17 protein-coding genes are annotated in these 17,886 nt (G+C 62.5%); 8 read left to right on the forward strand and 9 right to left on the reverse strand.

Features of this window, described 5'->3' with window-relative positions; genetic code table 11:
• The gene (locus BLU46_RS19735; RefSeq protein ID WP_093204641.1) at window positions 1–4,281 is read right to left on the reverse strand and encodes a DEAD/DEAH box helicase; all 4,281 of its coding nucleotides are present in this window, start codon (window positions 4,279–4,281) and stop codon (window positions 1–3) included.
• 166 nt (window positions 4,282–4,447) lie between these two features.
• On the opposite strand from BLU46_RS19735, the gene BLU46_RS19740 reads away from it, so the two are divergent.
• From BLU46_RS19740 to BLU46_RS19755, 4 genes are all read left to right on the forward strand, one after another.
• The gene (locus BLU46_RS19740; protein WP_008436463.1) at window positions 4,448–5,338 is read left to right on the forward strand and encodes a sugar nucleotide-binding protein; all 891 of its coding nucleotides are present in this window, start codon (window positions 4,448–4,450) and stop codon (window positions 5,336–5,338) included.
• Between the two features lie 243 nt (window positions 5,339–5,581).
• Window positions 5,582–6,706 (forward strand): ATP-binding protein, encoded by a 1,125-nt coding sequence (locus tag BLU46_RS19745; RefSeq protein ID WP_063026840.1) that lies wholly within the window; start codon window positions 5,582–5,584, stop codon window positions 6,704–6,706.
• Between the two features lie 90 nt (window positions 6,707–6,796).
• Window positions 6,797–8,257: an ATPase domain-containing protein gene (locus BLU46_RS19750; RefSeq protein WP_063026842.1), complete on the forward strand. Its 1,461-nt coding sequence runs from the start codon at window positions 6,797–6,799 to the stop codon at window positions 8,255–8,257.
• Between the two features lie 6 nt (window positions 8,258–8,263).
• Window positions 8,264–8,626 carry a response regulator gene (locus BLU46_RS19755; RefSeq protein ID WP_063026844.1) on the forward strand — a complete coding sequence of 121 codons (363 nt, stop codon included), beginning with the start codon at window positions 8,264–8,266 and terminating at the stop codon, window positions 8,624–8,626.
• A gap of 98 nt (window positions 8,627–8,724) precedes the next feature.
• Here BLU46_RS19755 and BLU46_RS19760 read toward each other — a convergent pair whose 3' ends face one another.
• The 5 genes from BLU46_RS19760 to BLU46_RS19780 form a co-directional block, all read right to left on the reverse strand.
• Entirely contained in the window at window positions 8,725–9,423 is a 699-nt protein-coding gene (locus tag BLU46_RS19760; protein WP_063026846.1) for an OmpW/AlkL family protein, read from the reverse strand.
• Window positions 9,424–9,519: 96 nt separating this feature from the next.
• On the reverse strand, window positions 9,520–10,041 hold the full coding sequence (locus BLU46_RS19765; protein WP_063026848.1) for a DUF3299 domain-containing protein: 522 nt from the start codon (window positions 10,039–10,041) through the stop codon (window positions 9,520–9,522).
• Between the two features lie 11 nt (window positions 10,042–10,052).
• Window positions 10,053–11,318, reverse strand: a complete 1,266-nt coding sequence (locus BLU46_RS19770) for an ABC transporter permease (RefSeq protein ID WP_003210004.1) — start codon at window positions 11,316–11,318, stop codon at window positions 10,053–10,055.
• 1 nt (window position 11,319) lies between these two features.
• Window positions 11,320–12,030, reverse strand: a complete 711-nt coding sequence (locus BLU46_RS19775; protein ID WP_093204645.1) for an ABC transporter ATP-binding protein — start codon at window positions 12,028–12,030, stop codon at window positions 11,320–11,322.
• A gap of 150 nt (window positions 12,031–12,180) precedes the next feature.
• Window positions 12,181–12,792: a DUF2796 domain-containing protein gene (locus tag BLU46_RS19780; RefSeq protein ID WP_093204650.1), complete on the reverse strand. Its 612-nt coding sequence runs from the start codon at window positions 12,790–12,792 to the stop codon at window positions 12,181–12,183.
• Between the two features lie 135 nt (window positions 12,793–12,927).
• On the opposite strand from BLU46_RS19780, the gene BLU46_RS19785 reads away from it, so the two are divergent.
• A complete protein-coding gene (locus BLU46_RS19785) occupies window positions 12,928–13,275 on the forward strand; it encodes a hypothetical protein (protein WP_063026857.1) in 348 nt (115 codons plus the stop codon).
• Window positions 13,276–13,278: 3 nt separating this feature from the next.
• On the opposite strand, the gene trxA is transcribed toward BLU46_RS19785, so the two are convergent.
• The 3 genes from trxA to BLU46_RS19800 all read right to left on the reverse strand — a co-directional run bounded on the left by trxA (window position 13,279) and on the right by BLU46_RS19800 (window position 15,415).
• Entirely contained in the window at window positions 13,279–14,151 is an 873-nt protein-coding gene (gene trxA, locus BLU46_RS19790) for a thioredoxin (protein WP_093204655.1), read from the reverse strand.
• A 152-nt stretch (window positions 14,152–14,303) separates the two neighbouring features.
• The gene (locus BLU46_RS19795) at window positions 14,304–14,960 is read right to left on the reverse strand and encodes a class I SAM-dependent methyltransferase (protein WP_093204660.1); all 657 of its coding nucleotides are present in this window, start codon (window positions 14,958–14,960) and stop codon (window positions 14,304–14,306) included.
• Window positions 14,957–15,415, reverse strand: coding sequence for a YbaY family lipoprotein (locus BLU46_RS19800; protein ID WP_017476292.1), 459 nt, complete (start codon window positions 15,413–15,415; stop codon window positions 14,957–14,959). Before BLU46_RS19800 ends, BLU46_RS19795 begins: the two co-directional genes overlap by 4 nt.
• Window positions 15,416–15,554: 139 nt before the next feature.
• Between BLU46_RS19800 and nrdR the strand changes: the two genes are divergently transcribed.
• From nrdR to BLU46_RS19815, 3 genes are read left to right on the forward strand one after another with little or no spacing between them, the layout of a single operon-like run.
• The gene (gene nrdR / locus BLU46_RS19805; RefSeq protein ID WP_003209990.1) at window positions 15,555–16,025 is read left to right on the forward strand and encodes a transcriptional regulator NrdR; all 471 of its coding nucleotides are present in this window, start codon (window positions 15,555–15,557) and stop codon (window positions 16,023–16,025) included.
• Complete coding sequence (gene ribD / locus BLU46_RS19810) at window positions 16,022–17,158, forward strand: bifunctional diaminohydroxyphosphoribosylaminopyrimidine deaminase/5-amino-6-(5-phosphoribosylamino)uracil reductase RibD (RefSeq protein ID WP_093204663.1); 1,137 nt, start codon at window positions 16,022–16,024, stop codon at window positions 17,156–17,158. Before nrdR ends, ribD begins: the two co-directional genes overlap by 4 nt.
• A gap of 34 nt (window positions 17,159–17,192) precedes the next feature.
• A complete protein-coding gene (locus BLU46_RS19815; RefSeq protein WP_003209988.1) occupies window positions 17,193–17,870 on the forward strand; it encodes a riboflavin synthase in 678 nt (225 codons plus the stop codon).
• Window positions 17,871–17,886: the final 16 nt, after the last annotated feature.

A 17,886-nucleotide genomic window follows, 5' to 3' on the forward strand; every position in this document is an offset into this window, starting at 1 on the left:
TCAGCGCCTGATCAGTTTTTCCCGCACTAACCCCGCCGCTTGCGCATCCAGCTCCAGCAACACCTGCTTCTTGCCGGCAATCTCCACCGCCGCCGGCAAACCATTCTGGTACACCAACCGATTACCGCTCAACGCCGGCACCTTGCTACCCGGCAGCAGCGTACCGACGAGGTTCAGCGGATCCGCCCCACACACGGCAATCAAGCTTCCATCGTGGGGCCGCCGCCGAACTTCCCGCAGCAGCGGAATCGCTTCCGGCAACGCAAACTGTTCCCCCGGCAAACCACTCACAAACCGCCCGCCACGAATCTCGCCCCGGGCCTCCAGCCGGTGGAACGTACGCAGCAATTCCCGCCAACTGGGCAGCCAGTCCGCCTCGCGCTCCAGCAGGCGCCAGAACACCACGCCGTATCGCCGCAGCAAGGTCATCGCCACATGCTCCAGCGTCTCGGCCGAGTGAGCCCCCGGACGTGTGCCATCCGCCACCGGCGCCCGCCGTACCAGGGCCCAACGCCCGGCATCGTCCATCCCGCCTACAAACGCGCCACGCCCGCGCCGACTGCTGCGGGCCTGGCGTTTGCTCGCGGGCGTGGTCAGGGCGCGCAGGCCGGCAAAGCTGTCGGCGTTCGCCAGTCCGGCGCCCACCAGTTCCTGCAAGGCGGTTTCCAGTTCGCTGCGCAGCAGATGGGCTTCGTGGACCAATTCATCAAAAAACAGCGCGCCGTTTTCCCGCAGTGCCTGATGGACTTTCTGTGCCTTGGGCGACAGCTCGCTGCTGTCCGGCGCTTCGGTCAGCCCACTCCACAACGGCACCTGACTGCGGGGCAGCAGCACCACGGGCGTGCTACGCAAGGCTGTCGCGCCGGCCTTGTTGCTCAGGCGCGTCCACACCACCTTGCCGCTGCGGCACAAATCGTCCAGCCAGTGGGGCGCGTAATCCTTGATCCGTGCGCTGAGCAAATCGCTGTCCCAGGCCGACGTGGCTGCGGCATAGCCTTCGAATTGCGCGACGATTTGCGGCAACACCGCGCTGCCCTGGCCACGGGCACCCTCCGACAGGTGCTGCCAGTCGAACAGAAACCGCATGAAATCCTGCAACGCCACCGGCTCGATTTCCCGGCGCAGGCGCTTGACCGTGTAGCGGTGAATCCGCGCCAGCAGGTGGCGTTCGCACCATTGTTCGTCGCTGGCGCCGGGGCTGAAACGGCCGCGCAGTACGTAGCCTTCGCTTTCCAGACGTGCGAGGGCCTGTGACACGTCGGCCACCGGCAAGGCCAGGGGCGCGGCGATCTCGATCAGCGTCAATGGGCCAAAACCGCTCAGGCGCGCCCGCAGAACTTCCACCAGTGCTTCATCGAAGGTCCAGGGCTCGTCGAAACCGGGCAGTAGTGGCAGGTCATTTGGATAGATCGCCTTTAAGCAACTCAAGCGCTCCACCGCTACCCACACGGCTTGCCCGGCATGAATCTGTAGCCGGTGGGCGCGGCCACCTTCTGCCAAGGCTTGCAGCCATTCGGCCCACTGCGGGGTGACCTCGGATTCGGCGATGCACGCCAGGCTCATCAACGCTTCATGCATTTCATCCGGGCCGTTGGGTGCCGGCCAGGCTTCTTCGCACACACCGGCAATCGCTTCGGCATCCAGCGCGCCGAGGTCGTCTGTGCTTTGTGGGTCGCTCCAGCGGCGGTTGAGCACGGCCTGGGTACGACGCTCTTCCAGCGGGGCGTCATCGAGAAAGGTGTAGGGGCGGGCGCTGAGAATCTCCGCTGCCAAGGGGGACGGCGCCGGCAGGTCGCGGCTGATCAGGCGAATCTCTCCGCGCTCCATGCGCCGCAGCAGGGCCAGCCAGCCTTCGCTGTCCATGGCTTCGTGCAGGCAATCATCGAGGGTTTGCTCCACCAGCGGATGCTCGGGCACTTCCCGCTCGCCGGCGAGGTTTTCCAGGCAGGCGATCTGGTCCGGGAACACACTGGCGATCAGGTCTTCACTCTTCATGCGCTGGATCTGCGGCGCCACCTTGCGCCCGCCGGTATAACGCGGCAGCGCCAGGGCTACCCCGGCATTCCAGCGCCAGCGCACGCCGAACAGCGGTGCATCCAGAACCGCCTGAATCAGGATGTGCTCGGCGGTGTTGCTGTTCAGGTAGCGCCATACCTCATCCAGCTCAAAGCTGTGGCTGGTGGACAGCGACAACACGATCGCATCTTCGCTGGCGGCGGCTTGCAGTTCGAAGTTGAAGGTGCGGCAAAAACGCTTGCGCAACGCCAGGCCCCAGGCGCGGTTGATGCGACTGCCGAACGGCGTGTGGATGATCAATTGGGTGCCGCCGGACTCGTCGAAAAAGCGCTCCATGATCAGCGTGTCCTGGGACGGCAGCGCGCTCAACGCCAGCCGCGCCCGCGCCAGGTAATCCACCAGTTGTTCAGCGCTGGCCAGGTTCAAACCGAGGGTGCCGGTGAGCCAGTCGAGCGCCGTTTGCAGCTTGCCGGGCGTGGCCCCCAGCAGCTCGTCCAGTTGCCCATGCAGGCGCGCCACGGCAAACGACAACTCGGCACTGCGCCCCGGTGCCTCACCGAGCCAGAACGGAATGGTCGGCGGTTGGCCGTGGGCATCCTCGACCCGCACTTTGCCGGCTTCCACCCGCAGGATGCGGTACGACGTGTTGCCCAACTGGAAGATATCCCCGGCGATGCTTTCCACCGCGAAGTCTTCGTTGACGCTGCCGATGTTCAGGCTTTGCGGCTCCAGCAGCACGCTGTAGTCGGCGTTGTCGGGGATGGTGCCGCCGCTGGTCACGGCGGTGAGCTTGGCGCCCCGCCGGCCGCGCAGGGTGCGGGTGATGGCGTCGCGGTGCAGGTAGGCGCTGCGGATGCCCTGGCGGCCGTTGTAGCCCTCGGTGAGCATCTGCAGCAGTGCCTGATAGTGACGTTCATCCAGCTCGGCGTAAGGCGAGGCGCGGCGGATCAGCGTGAGCAGGGCCTGTTCCTGCCATTCCTGGCAGCTGACTTCGGCGATGATCTGCTGGGCCAGTACATCCAGCGGCGCGACCGGGATCTGCAAGGTGTCCAGCTCGCCCCGGCGCACGCAGTCGAGGAGGGCGGCGCATTCGATCAGGTCGTCGCGGGTGGTGGCGAACAACCGGCCTTTGGGCGTGCCGCCGACCTGATGCCCGGAGCGTCCGACCCGTTGCAGGAAACCGTTGATCGAGCCGGGCGAGCCGATCTGGCACACCAGATCAACATCGCCAATATCAATCCCCAGCTCCAGCGACGCGGTGGCGATCAACACTTGCAGCTCGCCGGCCTTGAGCCGTTGTTCGGCGTCCAGGCGCAGTTCCTTGGCGAGGCTGCCGTGGTGGGCGGCGACGGCGGTTTTGCCCAGGCGCTCGCTCAAGTGCCGCGCCAGGCGTTCAGCCAGGCGCCGGGTGTTGACGAAAATCAGCGTGGTGCGGTGTTGTTTGGCCAGTTCGGCGAGGCGGTCGTAGACCAGCTCCCACACGTCGTTGGCCATGACGGCCGACAGCGGCACCGGCGGTACTTCGATATCCAGGTCCCGTGGGCGCGCGTGGCCGATGTCGACGATCTCGCAGGGCCGGCCGGTGCCCGCTAGAAAACGCGACACCGCTTCGATGGGCTTTTGCGTGGCGGACAGGCCGATGCGGGTCAACGGTTCGCTGCATAAACCCTGCAGGCGCTCCAGCGTCAGAGCCAGGTGACTGCCACGCTTGCTGGCGGCGATGGCGTGGATTTCGTCGACGATCACCGTACGAATACTGGCGAGCATCTGCCGGCCGGAATCCGAGCCCAGCAGTACATAAAGCGATTCTGGCGTGGTGACCAGGATATGCGGCGGGTGCTTGCGCATCAGGGCGCGGTCTTTCTGTGGGGTGTCGCCGGTACGCACGGCGGTGCGGATCGCCAGCGGCGGCAGGCCCAGGCGCTGCAGGTGGTCGGTGATACCGGCCAGCGGGTTTTGCAGGTTGATCTGGATATCGTTGGACAATGCCTTGAGCGGCGAGACGTAGACCACCAGCGTCTGATCTGGCAGTTTGCCGCCATTGGCCAGGCCTTGGTGTACAAGGTCGTCCAGCACGGCGAGAAAGGCGGTCAGGGTCTTGCCGGAGCCGGTGGGCGCGGCAATCAACGTCGAGCGGCGCTCGCGGATCAGCGGCCACGCCCGGGCCTGGGCGGTGGTCACCGACGGGAACGTACTGCGGAACCAGGCGCTGACGGCGGGGTGAAAACCGTTCAAGACCGTGTCCGTTGATTCTGGAAGGTTCATACCCAATTTATGCGGCCAGCCCCGGCAACTTGCAACCCCGCACTTTATAAGTGACGGTTGCGCTACAAACCCGCAAAATGCAACGATTCTGGCAAATGCCAACGGCATGGCTCACAAGCCTGTCGATAATAACCATCGTTCCAAACAGACCGGGCCTGCTCAATCTATGCGAATGCGCCTTATGTTACTGGGCGGCGGGAATGCCCTCGGGCAGGCGCTGATTCGCCTCGGTGCGGAGGAAGACATCGGTTTCCTCGCCCCGCGTCCGCCCCAAGACGGCTGGGATGCCGCGAGCCTCACGCAACTGCTCGACGACACCCGTCCCGATGCCTTGATCAATCTCGCCTATTACTTCGACTGGTTCCAGGCGGAGACGGTCAGCGAAACGCGTCTGGCTGCCCAGGAATATGCGATCGAGCGCCTGGCGGAACTGTGCCAGCACCACAGCATCACTTTGCTGCAACCGTCCAGCTACCGGGTGTTCGATGGCTCCCGCGCCACCGCCTACAGCGAAAAAGACGAACCCGTGCCCTTGGGCCTGCGGGGCCAGGCGTTGTGGCGCATCGAGCAGAGCGTACGCGCCACCTGTCCGCAGCACGTGCTGCTGCGTTTTGGCTGGCTGCTGGATGACAGCGTCGACGGCACCCTCGGACGCTTCCTGGCCCGTGCCGAAAAACCTGACGAACTGCTGATGGCCGACGACCGCCGGGGCAACCCGACGCCGGTAGACGATGCTGCGCGGGTGATCATTTCGGTGCTCAAGCAACTCGATTGCGCCGCGCCGTTGTGGGGCACTTATCACTATGCCGGCCACGAAGCGACCACCCCGCTGGCGCTAGGGCAGGCGATCCTGACCGAAGCGCGCAACTTCCACCCGCTGGCCGTGGAAGCTCCGACCGCCCAGGCCCACGCCGCCCGTCCGGATGCCGCCGATGAACCGCAACACGCGGTGCTGGCCTGCAAGAAAATCCTCCACACCTTCGGCATCAAGCCACGGGCATGGCGGGCCGGGTTGCCGGCGTTGCTCGACCGGTTCTACCGACACGGTCAAACATAAAAAAGGCGCCTGCAACAGGCGCCTTTTTTGCGGCGGTGTCCGGACGGATTCGGTTGATACGTGTTGGCCAGACGGGGGGCGGCACGGCATACGAAAAATTTGAAACCTTTGGTGCGCCCGGTCATCCATGCCAATAGGGATTGATTGTGCTTACGGCTCGTTCAGCAAAAGCAAAAGTCTGCATTCAGAAGAAGACTTCGCCCATCTCGTCATGGGCAGCCTTAAAGAGGAGCCCTACCCATCATGGCAACACATTCTCCGGTGAATGGTTCGCCGCCGCCTCACGATGATGTGTATGAGGAGGCGCACGACCTGCAGTTCGCTTTGAGTACCGCCGGGCTTGGTATATGGCGCCTGGACTTGACGACGGGCGAGCTGAAGACCTCGGCCACTTGCCGCCTCAACTTCGGACTCGAACCACAGATACCGTTCAGTTATGAACACATGCAGCGCTTGGTGCACGCCGAAGACAAGCGCCGAGTGGCCGAAGCGTGGGATCGCTCGATCGCTCAACGTGGCGACTACGACGTTCACTACCGCGTCATCACGCCACTCGGTGAAACTCGCTGGCTGCACGTGCGCGCGAGACCCCGTTATGCCGATGATGGTCTGCCCGTCGCGATGACGGGGACCGCTCAGGATGTGAGCCAGGAAAAATTACTTCAGTCGCAAAAGATGGACGCGCTGGGGCGGGTAACAGGCCGAGTGGCGCATGACTTTAACAATCTGCTGACGGTGATCCGTTCTTCAGCGGATCTGTTGAAGCGTCCTTCAGCATCAGAGGAGCGGCGGCTGCGCCTGGTGGAAGCCATTTCCGAGGCGGTGGAGCGTGGTTCTCATTTCACCAGTCAACTGCTGTCCTTCGCTGGCAGGCAAGCCCTGCATCCAGCACCGCTGGATATCAATTCAAACACGTTGGCCATGGCCGATACGATTGCTGTGCGAGTAGGGGCAGGCATCAACGTACGCATCGAGTCCACAGCAGTACCCTGCGTCGTTCACGTTGACCCAGGGCAGTTCGAAGCCGCCATTCTCAATATGGTCATGAACGCCCGAGACGCCATGATGGATAAGGGGGAGCTGGTCATCCGTGTTGAGTCGATGGACCTTATCCCTGCGTCCCATGGCTATCCCCTTATCAAGGGGCGTTTCGTTGCCGTGTCCATCACAGACAATGGCTCGGGTATCGCTCCGTTCAGCCTCGATAGAATCTTTGAACCGTTTTTCTCCACCAAAGGCAAAGGCCAGAGAACCGGGCTGGGGCTCAGTCAGGTATTGGGGTTTGCCAAACAGTCGGGGGGAGAGATCAGGGTCGAGAGTCATCTGGGGCAGGGAAGTACGTTCACGCTTTATTTGCCCCGCCCTTGAACTGGATGAGCGGATAGCCCGATTGCGCAAATGGAGTTAGCATCGTAAACCTTCGGCTTAAGAGCCTGTTGTTCACATCAGGGTTGCATTGTGGAAAAGCTAAATCGCCTTCAAAGCGGAATAGAAGGGCTGGATGCTCTGCTCAAGGGCGGGCTAGTCGCAGGTGCCTCCTACATTATCCAGGGGCGCCCAGGATCCGGTAAAACCATCCTCGCCAATCAACTGGGGTTTAATCATGCGCGCAACGGGGGCCGTGTACTGGTGGCCACGTTGCTGGCTGAGTCCCACGACCGTTTATTTCAATTCCTCTCGACCCTGAACTTCTTTGATGTTTCCCGGGTGGGAGCTGAAATTCAGTTCGTCAGTGCGTTTGACACCCTTGAGAACGACGGTCTCGATGAAGTGGTCAAGCTGCTTCGGCGTGAGATCAGTCGTCAGAAGGCCACCGTGTTAGTGGTCGACGGCTTGCTTAATGCGCGCTCCAAGGCTGACTCGCCCATCGACACCAAGAAATTCATTTCCGAGCTGCAAGGCCACGCCGCGTTCGCCGGTTGTACGGTGTTGTTTCTCACCAGTTCCCGATTGGACGACGGCAGTCCTGAGCACACCATGGTTGATGGTGTGATTGAGATGGGCGAGGAGCTTCACGGCAGCCGTTCGGTGCGCCGGATTCAACTGCGCAAGACTCGGGGCAGTGGTGCGCTGACCGGATTGCACGAGTGTGAAATTACCGACGATGGCCTGGTGGTTTATCCGCGTCTGGAAAGCCTCTACAGCCATCCATCGTTACCTGACAGTGCCGACCTGACGCGTATCACCAGCGGCATCGGTTCGCTGGACGCCATCATCGGCGGTGGCCTGCACAGTTCTTCCGTTACGCTCGTCATGGGGCCTTCCGGCGTCGGGAAAACCACGTTGGGGCTCCGGTTTCTCGCAGAGTCGACAGTGGAAGCGCCGGGCCTGCATTTCGGTTTTTATGAAAGCCCGCAGCGGTTACGTCTCAAAGGCCAATCGCTGGGGATTGATATCAAGGGTATGGAAGAAAGTGGTGCGCTGAGTATTGCCTGGCAACCCACGACAGAAGGCCTGCTCGACGGTCTCGGCGCACGACTGCTGAAAATGGTTGAGGAAAAGGGCATCAAGCGCCTGTTCATCGACAGCTTGAGCGGCATGACTCGAGTGTCGACGAACCCGGCACGTATCACTGATTTCTACAGCGCGCTGATGAGCGAGCTTCGTGCCCGTGGCGTAACGGTGTTTGCCTCATGGGAGATGCGTGACGTTTTTGGTTCGGAGGTCAGTTCTCCGACCCCGGACCTGTCCAGTATTGTCGACAACCTGCTGCTGATGCGCTTCTTCGAGATTCAATCTGAACTAAGAAGAATGCTTTCGATTCTTAAGGTACGAGACAGCTTCTACGATCCTTCGCTTCTTGAAGTGGTAATCCATGAAAACGGCGTTGACCTGAAGAAGGCATCAAGAAATGCATTGGCTGTCTCTAATGATTCTTCGCTGCCGGGCTCAACGTCCAAAGTCTCTGATTCGGGTTGAACTGACATGACCACCATCCTGGTCGTCGACGACGAGTATTTGATCGCTGACATTCTCGGCTATGCGCTGGAGGATGAGGGGTACATGGTCGTAAAAGCGAGCAATGGCCAGAAAGGACTCGAGGTCCTGGAGCGCGAGCGGCCAGCGTTGATCATCACCGACTTCATGATGCCGGTCATGGATGGCCAGGAGTTTGCCGAAGCTGTCCGCGCGCTACCGGCTGTCAATCACTTGCCCATCATCCTGATCAGCGGAGCCCAGGCTCATATTGGTATGGAGCGGTCGGACTTGTTCAATGCGGTGTTGAAAAAGCCGTTCAACATTGACTTGGTCATCGCTGAAGTTCGCCAACTCCTGGCTGAAGCCTGATTCGCAGCACACGGGCGTGTGCCTGGCCTCTGATTGGCGCTTGCCTCCATGGAAAGCCTCACAAAAAAGGCCCTGTACAACAGGGCCTTGGGTAGAACCTAGAACTTGTAGCCAATACCGACCATATACACCATCGGGTCAACATCCACATTGACCTTGGCCCGAGTGCCCTGGCCCAGCGCGTTGTTATCCACAGTGGCCTTGGTGCTGATGTCGATGTAGCGCGCCTGGGCGTTAATCATCCACTTGTCGTTGATCATGTAGTCCGCACCGATCTGCGCGGCCCAGCCCCAGGAGTTTTCCGCCTTGAAGTTGCTGAAACCGGCCTCTTGGGCGCGACCGCCGACGTGTTCGTCGTAGATCCAGGTGTAGTTGATACCGGCGCCGATGTACGGTTGGAATACCGACTTGCTGTCCAGCGGGTAGTACACGACGCTCAGGGTCGGCGGCAGGTGTTTCAGCGAGCCGAGCTTGCCGTTGGCTGGCGCCAGGGCGGTGTTCTTGATTTTCACATCATGTTCGAACGGCGTGGCCGCCAGCAGTTCGATACCCCAGTGGCTGGTCAGCATGTAGGCGAAGTTCAAGCCCAGTTGAGTGTCGCTGCTCATGGTCGCCTTGCCGCCCAGGTTGGTCCCGGCCAGCGGGCCCTGGTCAACCTTGACACTGCTGCTGTCCGCTTTCGGGTTGACGGTGATAGCACCGGCGCGAATCAGGATGTCGCCGGCTTCGTGAGCATGGGCAACGGGGGCGACGAGGGCGAGCGCGACAAGCGACGCGCCGAGCAGGGACTTGTTCATGGGAGCTCCAGAGGACGTTATTAATTGCTTGTGTCCAATGGTAAAGATCGTAACGATCGAGCCTTTGACTCAGCTCAATGAAAGCGCAATCACGGGTTATTCCTGCAACTCGTATACGTAGATCTTGTCGGCCTCCATCTGGTAGCCGGCGTCGGCCAGTTCGCTGCTGGACGGTTTGACCTGCATCTGGCCTTCGATCCAGTACGGCTGATACAACTCGTCGAGCTTCACGCCGACTTCGCTTTTGACATGCACGATCTGGTTCGACGGCGGTGGCGGTACATGGATGCACGCGCCGAAATACGGCACCAGCAGGAACTCCGTGGTGCGACCTTCCTCGCTGACTTCCAGCGGCACGATATAGCCCGGCAGGCGGATGTGCTTACCGTCCAGGCTTTGTACGACTGGCGCGTTGGGCAGGTCCTGCTTGGCGGCCGGTGCAGACTCCACCGACAACGCATCAGCCATGCCCGACAAGTCGTGCAGCGGTTTCATGTTGGGGATTTCCGGCGGTGCATCCGGCGGGATCATCTCCTGCCACGACAGGTCCTTGGGCTGGTCTTCAGCCCAGGCAGGCAGGGTCACCAGCAGTAACAGCGCAAGCACGACGCGACGCATCAACAGCTTCCTCATAAACGTATCGACAGGCCGTCGGCCAACGATTGCCGGTAGGCACGCCAGGCCGGCACGCTGCCCATCAGCAAGGCTGCGACGAGAATACCGCCGAGCAGGGTCCATTCATATTCGCTCGGCAACGACAGCGGCAGGTCCAGGCCGTAATTGGCCTGCAAATACCCGCGCGACGCGGCGATGCACACATACAGCAACCCGACACCGGCAATCACGCCGGACAGCGCCAGGGCGAAGGCTTCGAAGATCAGCAACGTCGCGATATGCCAAGGCCGCGCGCCCACCGAACGCAGGATCGCCATTTCCCGGCGGCGCTCGTTGAGGCTGGTGAGGATCGCGGTGAGCATGCCGATCAAGCCGGTCAGCACCACGAACAGCGAGATCACGAACAGCGCTTTTTCAGCGGTGCCCATCATGCTCCACAACTCTTGCAGGGCCACGCCCGGCAGGATCGCCAGCATTGGCTCGCCACGGAATTCGTTGATCTCCCGTTGCAGGGCGAAGGTGGAGATCTTGTTGTTCAAGCCGAGCATGAACGCGGTGATGGCTTGGGGCGTCAGGTCCATGTTGCGGGCCTGGTCGGCGCTGATGCGGCCTTTGCCCTGGGCGGGTACGCCGTTGTGCCAGTCGATGTGAATCGCTTCCATGCCACCGAGGCTGATGTGCAGCGTGCGGTCCACCGGGGTACCGGTGCGCTTGAGGATGCCGACCACGGTGAACGGCTTGTCATCGTGCTTGACCAGACTGACCACCGCCACGCCGTGGGCCAGCACCAGCTTGTCGCCCAGCTTGTAATGCAGGGCATCGGCCACTTCGGCGCCGAGCACCACTTCGAATGGATCGGTGGCGAAGGCGCGACCACTGGCCAGTTCAAGGTTCTGCCGGCGCCCGTATTGATAGTGTTCGAAATAGGATTCGTTGGTGCCCATCACGCGGTAGCCGCGGTGGGAGTCGCCGAGGGAAATCGGAATCGCCCATTTCACCTGCGGGTTGGCGGCGAAGTGCTCGTAGCTGTCCCAGCGAATATTGTTGGTGGCGTTGCCGATACGGAACACCGAATACAGCAGCAAATTCACCGAGCCGGAGCGCGCGCCGACGATCAGGTCGGTACCGCTGATGGTGCTGGCGAAGCTGGCGCGGGCTTCGGTGCGTACCCGCTCCACCGCCAGCAACAGGCACACCGAGAGGGCGATGGCGAAGGCGGTGAGGATCGCGGTAAAGCGGCGGTTAGCCAGGCTGGCCATGGCTAGTCGAAACAAATACATCTCAAACCTCTGCGGGCGTGGCGGCGCGATTGAGTTCGGCCAGCGACAGGTTGCGGTCGAACAGCGGCGCCAGGCTCTGGTCATGGCTGACGAATAACAGGCTGGCACCTGCTTCGCGGCATTCGGCGAACAACAACTGAATGAAGGCTTCCCGGGCGTCGTAGTCCAGGGCTGAAGTCGGTTCGTCGGCGATCACCAGTTCCGGTTGGCCGATCAGCGCGCGGGCGGCGGCCACCCGTTGTTGCTGGCCGATGGACAGCGAGTCGGCGCGGCGTTCCAGCAGGTTCTTGTCCTTCAGGCCCAAGTGAGCGAGCAAGGTCGCGGCGGCCTGGTCGACGCTGCCGTGACGCTGGATCGCCCGTTGCGCCCGCAGCTTGGAAAAGTGGCAGGGCAACTCGACGTTCTCGCGCACCGAGAGAAACGGCAGCAGGTTGAACTGCTGGAAGATGTAGCCGGTGTGGTCGACGCGGAAGCGGTCGCGGGCGCCGGCCGAGAGTTCGGTCAGCTCCTGGCCCAGCAGGCGAATGCTGCCGCGACTGGGCTTTTGCACACCGCCCAGCAGGCCCAGCAGGGTGGTCTTGCCACTGCCGCTGGGGCCCTTGAGGAACAGGGTTTCCCCCGGCTTCAGGCGAAACGTCGGGATGTCCAGCAACTGTGGGTGACCCGGCCAGTTGAAGCCCAGGTCAGACAGTTCGATAAGTGCTTGGGTCATAGGGAGGTCAGTGGTCTGGCTCGATTTGGATGATGACACCGATCAACTGTAGGAGCTGGCTTGCCTGCGATGCAGACGCCGCGGTGCTCCAGAAACACCGCGGCGATGCCGTCGCAGGCAAGCCAGCTCCCACATTAACCGGGCATGAACTCAGAACTTGAGGGCGGCTGCTGTGGCCGTCGCTTCCACACCCTGCTGGCCGCTCGGGCCAATGAGTTGTACCTGAATTTTCTGGGTGGCGGGGAAGGTCTTGAACACCTGGGTCAGGTCGAGGTTGCTCAGGGCAGTCGGCGTGGCGCAGGTGAACTGGTAGTGAGCGTGGATTTCGCTGTGGTCGTGGTGATGTTCGTGGGCGGCGGCGCCTTTGCCATCGGTGGCGTGGTCGTCATCGTCCTCATCGTGGTCGGCTTCAGGTTTGTCGCCGAACAGCGGGCTGTTCAGTTCCTGAGTGCTGATCACGCAACCGGCGGCCTTGGGTAGGCTGAACAGCACCAAGGGTTGCTCCAGTTGCTTGCGGGCGGCGGCGACCTTGGCTTTGTCGGCAGGGGTGGTGGCGAGGTGTTCAAAACCCACCAGGTTCATCGCCGGGCTGTCCAGTTCCAGTTCCAGGGCCTGGCCGTCGAGCACGGCGTTGAGGCGGCCGACACCGTGTTCGTGGGCGCCCAGGCTGCCATGCTCGTGATCATGGTCGTGCTCGTCGGCAGCCTGGGCGATGGCCAGTGGCAACAGGGCAAACGGCAAAGCGAGCAGCAAACGGCGCATGGTGGAACTCCCGAACAAAGATGAAAGTTTTGTTATGTGATCTTATAACAATTTTGCGAGGAGTTTGACCGCCTGCTTGGCGTAGCGCAAGACGCGTGGGAGCATGCTCGTCAGAAAAGTGCGGGAGTAAGTGCGATGTTGAGAATTCGTGGAACCGTCGGTGACCTGCCGGTGGACTTGACCCTGGAGCTGGACGACGGCGACTGGGCCCGGCTGGGCGCGCAGTTGCAGGCCAGCAAGCCCCCGAGTGCCGAGCCCGTGGTGGCGCCGGCCCCGGGTAACCTGGACGAGAGCCTGTGGCAGGCCGCCCAGGATTTGCTGCGCAAGGCCGGGCAACTCAACGGCCTTGAATTGCTTGATCAACTGGAAGGCTTGGCCGGCAGCGCCTCGGCGGGCAAGCGCCTGCTGGTGCGCCTGCGCCATAGTGCCAAGGTCAAGGTAGGCAGCGGCGGGGATACGCCGCTGTACAGTTGGATCGAGTAAGGCTTAATACAACGCGGCGAACAGTTTGCGGCGGTAAACGGTGACAAGCGGGTGGTCGTTGCCGAGCAATTCGAATACCTGCAACAGCGTCTTGTGGGGCAGGCCGTCGCTGTAGCTGCGGTTGCGGATGAACAGCTTGAGCAAGCCATCCAGCGCGGCGTCGTATTGCTGGCGCGCCAGTTGTTGCACGGCCAGTTGGTACACCGCCTCGTCATCCTGCGGGTTTTGCGCCAGGCGGGCCTTGAGATCCGCGGCGTCCGGCAGGTCGGCGGCCTGGCGCAGGAAAGTAATCTGCGCCTTGGCGCCGGCCAGTGCCGCCTTGTGATCATCGCTCTTGACCGCGTCGAGCACGGTTTGCGCTTCACCCAGCTCACCGCGTTCGGCGAGGCAGCGGGCGTACAGGATCAGCGCGGCGGCGTTGGTGTTGTCTTCCCCGAGCAAGGCCACCAGCACGGCCTCGGCGTCGGTGATACGGCCTTCGGCAAACAACGCCTGGGCCTGCTCCAGCGGATCGGCAGCGGCTGGCGGCGGCATCTGCACATGGGGCTCCAGCATCGCGCGCACGGCGGACTCGGGTTGCGCACCGGCAAACCCATCCACCGGCTGGCCATCCTTGAACAGCACCACGGTGGGCAGGCTGCGAATGCCAAAGCGCGAGACCACATCTGGCTCGGCATCGCAGTCGACCTTGGCCAGCAGCAACTCTCCCTGATAACTCTCGGCAATCTGCGCGAGCATCGGCATCAACGCCTTGCACGGCGCGCACCACTCGGCCCAGAAATCCACCAGCACGGGTTTTTCGAAGGAATTCTGGATCACTGCCTGGTCGAAGGTGGCGGTGGTGGCGTCGAAGATGTACGGCGTGGGCTCACTCATGGGGTATCTCGAAGAAAGCAGGGGATGGGGCAACTATAAGGGTTGGTGGGGTTGGCTGAAAGCGGGGCGGTCTCAGGATCGCAATCGCAGGCAAGCCAGCTCCCACAGGGGAATGCATTTCAAATGTGGGAGCGGGCTTGCCCGCGATGCTCTCAAGCGCGCTGCGAGTGGTACAGGCTCACCTTGCGAAACTCCCACGGTTCGGCCAGGTCGGGCAGGGTCAGGGCGTCGAGGATGCCCAGGCGCTGATACTCCGGGTGCTGGAAGTCCCGAACCCGGGAATCGGCGACCAGCGCTTCGCGGCCCCGGGTGAGGAACTGGTCCAGCAGCGGCAGGTTCGCCCGGTCGTACAGCACATCGGCAACCAGGATCAGGTCAAACCGGTCGGCCTCGGCGAAGAAGTCTGCGGAATAACCCAGGGTCACGCCATTGAGTTCCGCATTCGCCCGGCAGGCTGCCAATGCCAGTGGATCAAGGTCGCAAGCCACCACTTCCAGCGCACCGGCCTTTACTGCGGCGATCCCGGCGACGCCCGAGCCTGCGCCGAAATCCAGCACCCGCTTGCCCGCGACCCAGTCGGGATTAGCCGCCAGATACCGGGCCAGCGCCAGGCCGCTGGCCCAGCAAAAGCTCCAGTACGGCGGTTCATGCAGGATGCGTCGGGTTTCTTCGGGGCTGAAGGCGCGGTCCATGTTGTCGGCGTCCAGCAGCCACAGCGACAACGCGGTGCCCGGCAGCGGGTGGGGCACCAGTTGGGCGTCGCCGATCAGTTCGCTGAGGGCGCGTTGCAGGTCCAGCGGTGGCGTCATGGTGCGGGAACGAGTTGCAGCGGGCCGGTGGTCTGGGTGATCGCTTGGGTGATACGCACGGGCGGCAGGTGCAGGATCAACTGGCCTGACTGGCTGGCACGACCGCGCAGTTCAACGCGTCCGCCTGCCGGGAAGGCTTCGGGGTTGAAACGCAGGCGGAAGGCCAAGGGCTTGTTGTTGCCGATCAGCACGCTGCTGGCCAGCAGTTGTTGCGGGCGCGAACGGTCGTCGATCACCAGCAGTGCCAGTTCGACTTCGGCACCGGCGGGTACGCCGTTCAACTGGCCGCTGACTTCACGCTGGAAGGCGGGCAGCGGGCCGAGGTCCTCTTCCACACCCGGGATTTTTTTCTCTTGTTGAGGGGCGGCAACGGGGGCCGCCGGTTTTGGGGCATGGCTGCTGCAGGCGACCAGAAAACCGAGCAACGTGAGCAAAACAAGTGGTCGTAACTGCATGTACGGCTCCAGAAAGGACAAAATCCGTGGCTTAAAAAATATGAAACATAATAGTCAGCCTATATACCGTAAAGGCTATGGCTTGTCTTGCCACAGGGATGCGCTACCATGGCCCTCCCATTTTTTGTTGCCTGCCACCATGCACTGTCCCTTCTGCGGTGCCAACGACACCAAGGTCATTGACTCGCGTCTGGTCGCCGAGGGCGAACAGGTGCGTCGCCGGCGTGAATGCCTGGCCTCTGGCTGCGGTGAACGTTTCACCACCTTCGAAACCGCCGAACTGGTATTGCCACGTCTGATCAAGACCGACGGCAGTCGTCAGCCCTTCGACGAAGAAAAACTGCGCGCCGGAATGCAGCGCGCCCTGGAAAAACGCCCGGTGAGTGTCGAGCGGCTGGAAGCGGCGCTGGTGCATATCAAGCACAAGCTGCGCGCCACCGGCGAGCGCGAAGTCAAATCCCTGGTGGTTGGAGAACTGGTGATGGGCGAGCTGCAAAAGCTCGACGAAGTCGCCTATATCCGTTTCGCCTCGGTGTATCGACGCTTCCAGGACCTCAACGAGTTCCGCGAAGAGATCGACCGCCTGGCCCGTGAGCCGGTAAAAGAATGAGCCCACCTTCGGCAGAACAAGCGGTACTCGACGCTCATTACATGGCCCGTGCCCTGGAATTGGCGCGCAAGGGCCTGTACACCACGCACCCCAACCCCCGGGTTGGCTGCGTGATCGTGCGTGACGGGCAGGTTGTTGGCGAAGGCTGGCACGTGCGCACCGGCGAACCCCATGCGGAAGTCCATGCCCTGCGAGCTGCGGGCGATAAAGCCCGGGGCGCCACGGCCTACGTGACCCTTGAACCGTGCAGCCACCACGGGCATACGCCACCGTGCGCCGATGCCCTGGTGAATGCCGGTTTGGCCCGCGTGGTCGCGGCGATGCAGGACCCGAACCCGGAAGTCGCCGGGCGTGGAATGCGTCGCCTGGCCCAGGCCGGGATCGAGACCTACAGCGGCTTGCTGGAAAACGAAGCGCGGGCGCTCAACCCGGGCTTTCTCAAGCGCATGGAACATGGCCTGCCGTTTGTGCGGGTCAAGTTGGCCATGAGCCTGGACGGTCGCACCGCCATGGCCAATGGCGAAAGCCAGTGGATCACCGGCCCGGCCGCCCGTGCCGCCGTGCAACGCCTGCGGGCCCAGGCCAGTGTGGTGCTCACCGGCGCCGACACGGTGCTGGCCGATGGCGCTCGCCTGACCGTGCGCGCCGCCGAACTGGGGCTGGATGAAGAAACCACCGCCCTGGCGATGTCCCGTCCGCCGCTGCGCGTATTGATCGACGGCCGCCTGCGGGTGCCGCTGAATGCGCCGTTCTTCAAGGCCGGCCCCGCGCTGGTCATCACCTGCGTGACCCCGGACAACCAATACCCAACCGGGCCCGAGTGCCTGGTGGTGCCGGGCGTCGACGGCCAGGTCGACCTGCGTTCCGCGCTGGTGGCCCTGGCTGCCCGTGGCGTCAACGAAGTGTTGGTGGAAGCAGGCCCGAGCCTGGCCGGTGCCTTCGCCCAGCAAGGCCTGGTGGACGAGTACGTGATATTCGTCGCCGGCAAGTTCCTCGGCTCCGCTGCCCGGCCTTTGCTGGACTGGCCGCTTGAGAAACTGGCCGACGCCCCCCAACTCAAGATCACTGAAATGCGCGCTGTGGGCGATGACTGGCGAGTCACTGCCATCCCTCTGCCATCAGCGAGCGTATAATTCCCGGCCTGCGCCACGTCTTCAGGAGAACGGCATGTTCACCGGCATTATCGAATCCATCGGCAGCATCCGCGCAATGACCCCAAAAGGCGGCGACGTACGCCTGCTGGTTGAAACCGGCAAGCTCGACCTGAGCGACGTCAAACTGGGCGACAGCATCGCCGTCAGCGGTGTATGCCTGACCGTCATCGAATTGCCTGGCAACGGCTTTGCCGCCGATGTCAGCCGGGAAACCCTGGACTGCACCGCGATGAACGACCTCAAGAGCGGCAGCCCGGTGAACCTGGAAAAAGCCCTGACCCCGACTACCCGTCTCGGCGGGCACCTGGTCAGCGGCCACGTCGACGGTGTCGGCGAAGTGGTTGCCCGCAGTGAAAATGCCCGCGCCGTGGAATTCCGCATTCGCGCCCCGAAAGAGCTGGCCAAGTACATCGCCCACAAAGGCTCGATCACCGTCGACGGCACCAGCCTCACCGTGAACGCCGTGAATGGCGCCGAATTTGAACTGACCATCATTCCCCACACCCTGAGCGAAACCATCATGGCGTCTTACCAGCCGGGTCGCCGGGTGAACCTGGAAGTGGACTTGCTTGCCCGTTACCTGGAGCGCCTTCTATTGGGCGATAAGGCCGCAGAGTCTGACTCTCTTCAAGGGCCCGCCGGGAACATCACTGAAAGTTTTTTAGCCGCTAACGGCTACCTTAAATCCTGACCCAAGGGGGTGCCGC

The organism is Pseudomonas yamanorum, from assembly GCF_900105735.1.
GTDB lineage: Bacteria > Pseudomonadota > Gammaproteobacteria > Pseudomonadales > Pseudomonadaceae > Aquipseudomonas > Aquipseudomonas yamanorum.

Excerpts from the sequence above, each read along its gene's own strand:
- BLU46_RS19735 (WP_093204641.1), bottom strand. The coding sequence starts at position 4,281 with ATGAACCTTCCAGAATCAACGGACACGGTCTTGAACGGTTTTCACCCC.
- BLU46_RS19740 (WP_008436463.1), top strand. The coding sequence starts at position 4,448 with ATGCGAATGCGCCTTATGTTACTGGGCGGCGGGAATGCCCTCGGGCAG.
- BLU46_RS19745 (WP_063026840.1), top strand. The coding sequence starts at position 5,582 with ATGGCAACACATTCTCCGGTGAATGGTTCGCCGCCGCCTCACGATGAT.
- BLU46_RS19755 (WP_063026844.1), top strand. The coding sequence starts at position 8,264 with ATGACCACCATCCTGGTCGTCGACGACGAGTATTTGATCGCTGACATT.
- BLU46_RS19760 (WP_063026846.1), bottom strand. The coding sequence starts at position 9,423 with ATGAACAAGTCCCTGCTCGGCGCGTCGCTTGTCGCGCTCGCCCTCGTC.
- BLU46_RS19765 (WP_063026848.1), bottom strand. The coding sequence starts at position 10,041 with ATGCGTCGCGTCGTGCTTGCGCTGTTACTGCTGGTGACCCTGCCTGCC.
- BLU46_RS19770 (WP_003210004.1), bottom strand. The coding sequence starts at position 11,318 with ATGTATTTGTTTCGACTAGCCATGGCCAGCCTGGCTAACCGCCGCTTT.
- BLU46_RS19775 (WP_093204645.1), bottom strand. The coding sequence starts at position 12,030 with ATGACCCAAGCACTTATCGAACTGTCTGACCTGGGCTTCAACTGGCCG.
- BLU46_RS19780 (WP_093204650.1), bottom strand. The coding sequence starts at position 12,792 with ATGCGCCGTTTGCTGCTCGCTTTGCCGTTTGCCCTGTTGCCACTGGCC.
- BLU46_RS19785 (WP_063026857.1), top strand. The coding sequence starts at position 12,928 with ATGTTGAGAATTCGTGGAACCGTCGGTGACCTGCCGGTGGACTTGACC.
- trxA (WP_093204655.1), bottom strand. The coding sequence starts at position 14,151 with ATGAGTGAGCCCACGCCGTACATCTTCGACGCCACCACCGCCACCTTC.
- BLU46_RS19795 (WP_093204660.1), bottom strand. The coding sequence starts at position 14,960 with ATGACGCCACCGCTGGACCTGCAACGCGCCCTCAGCGAACTGATCGGC.
- BLU46_RS19800 (WP_017476292.1), bottom strand. The coding sequence starts at position 15,415 with ATGCAGTTACGACCACTTGTTTTGCTCACGTTGCTCGGTTTTCTGGTC.
- nrdR (WP_003209990.1), top strand. The coding sequence starts at position 15,555 with ATGCACTGTCCCTTCTGCGGTGCCAACGACACCAAGGTCATTGACTCG.
- ribD (WP_093204663.1), top strand. The coding sequence starts at position 16,022 with ATGAGCCCACCTTCGGCAGAACAAGCGGTACTCGACGCTCATTACATG.
- BLU46_RS19815 (WP_003209988.1), top strand. The coding sequence starts at position 17,193 with ATGTTCACCGGCATTATCGAATCCATCGGCAGCATCCGCGCAATGACC.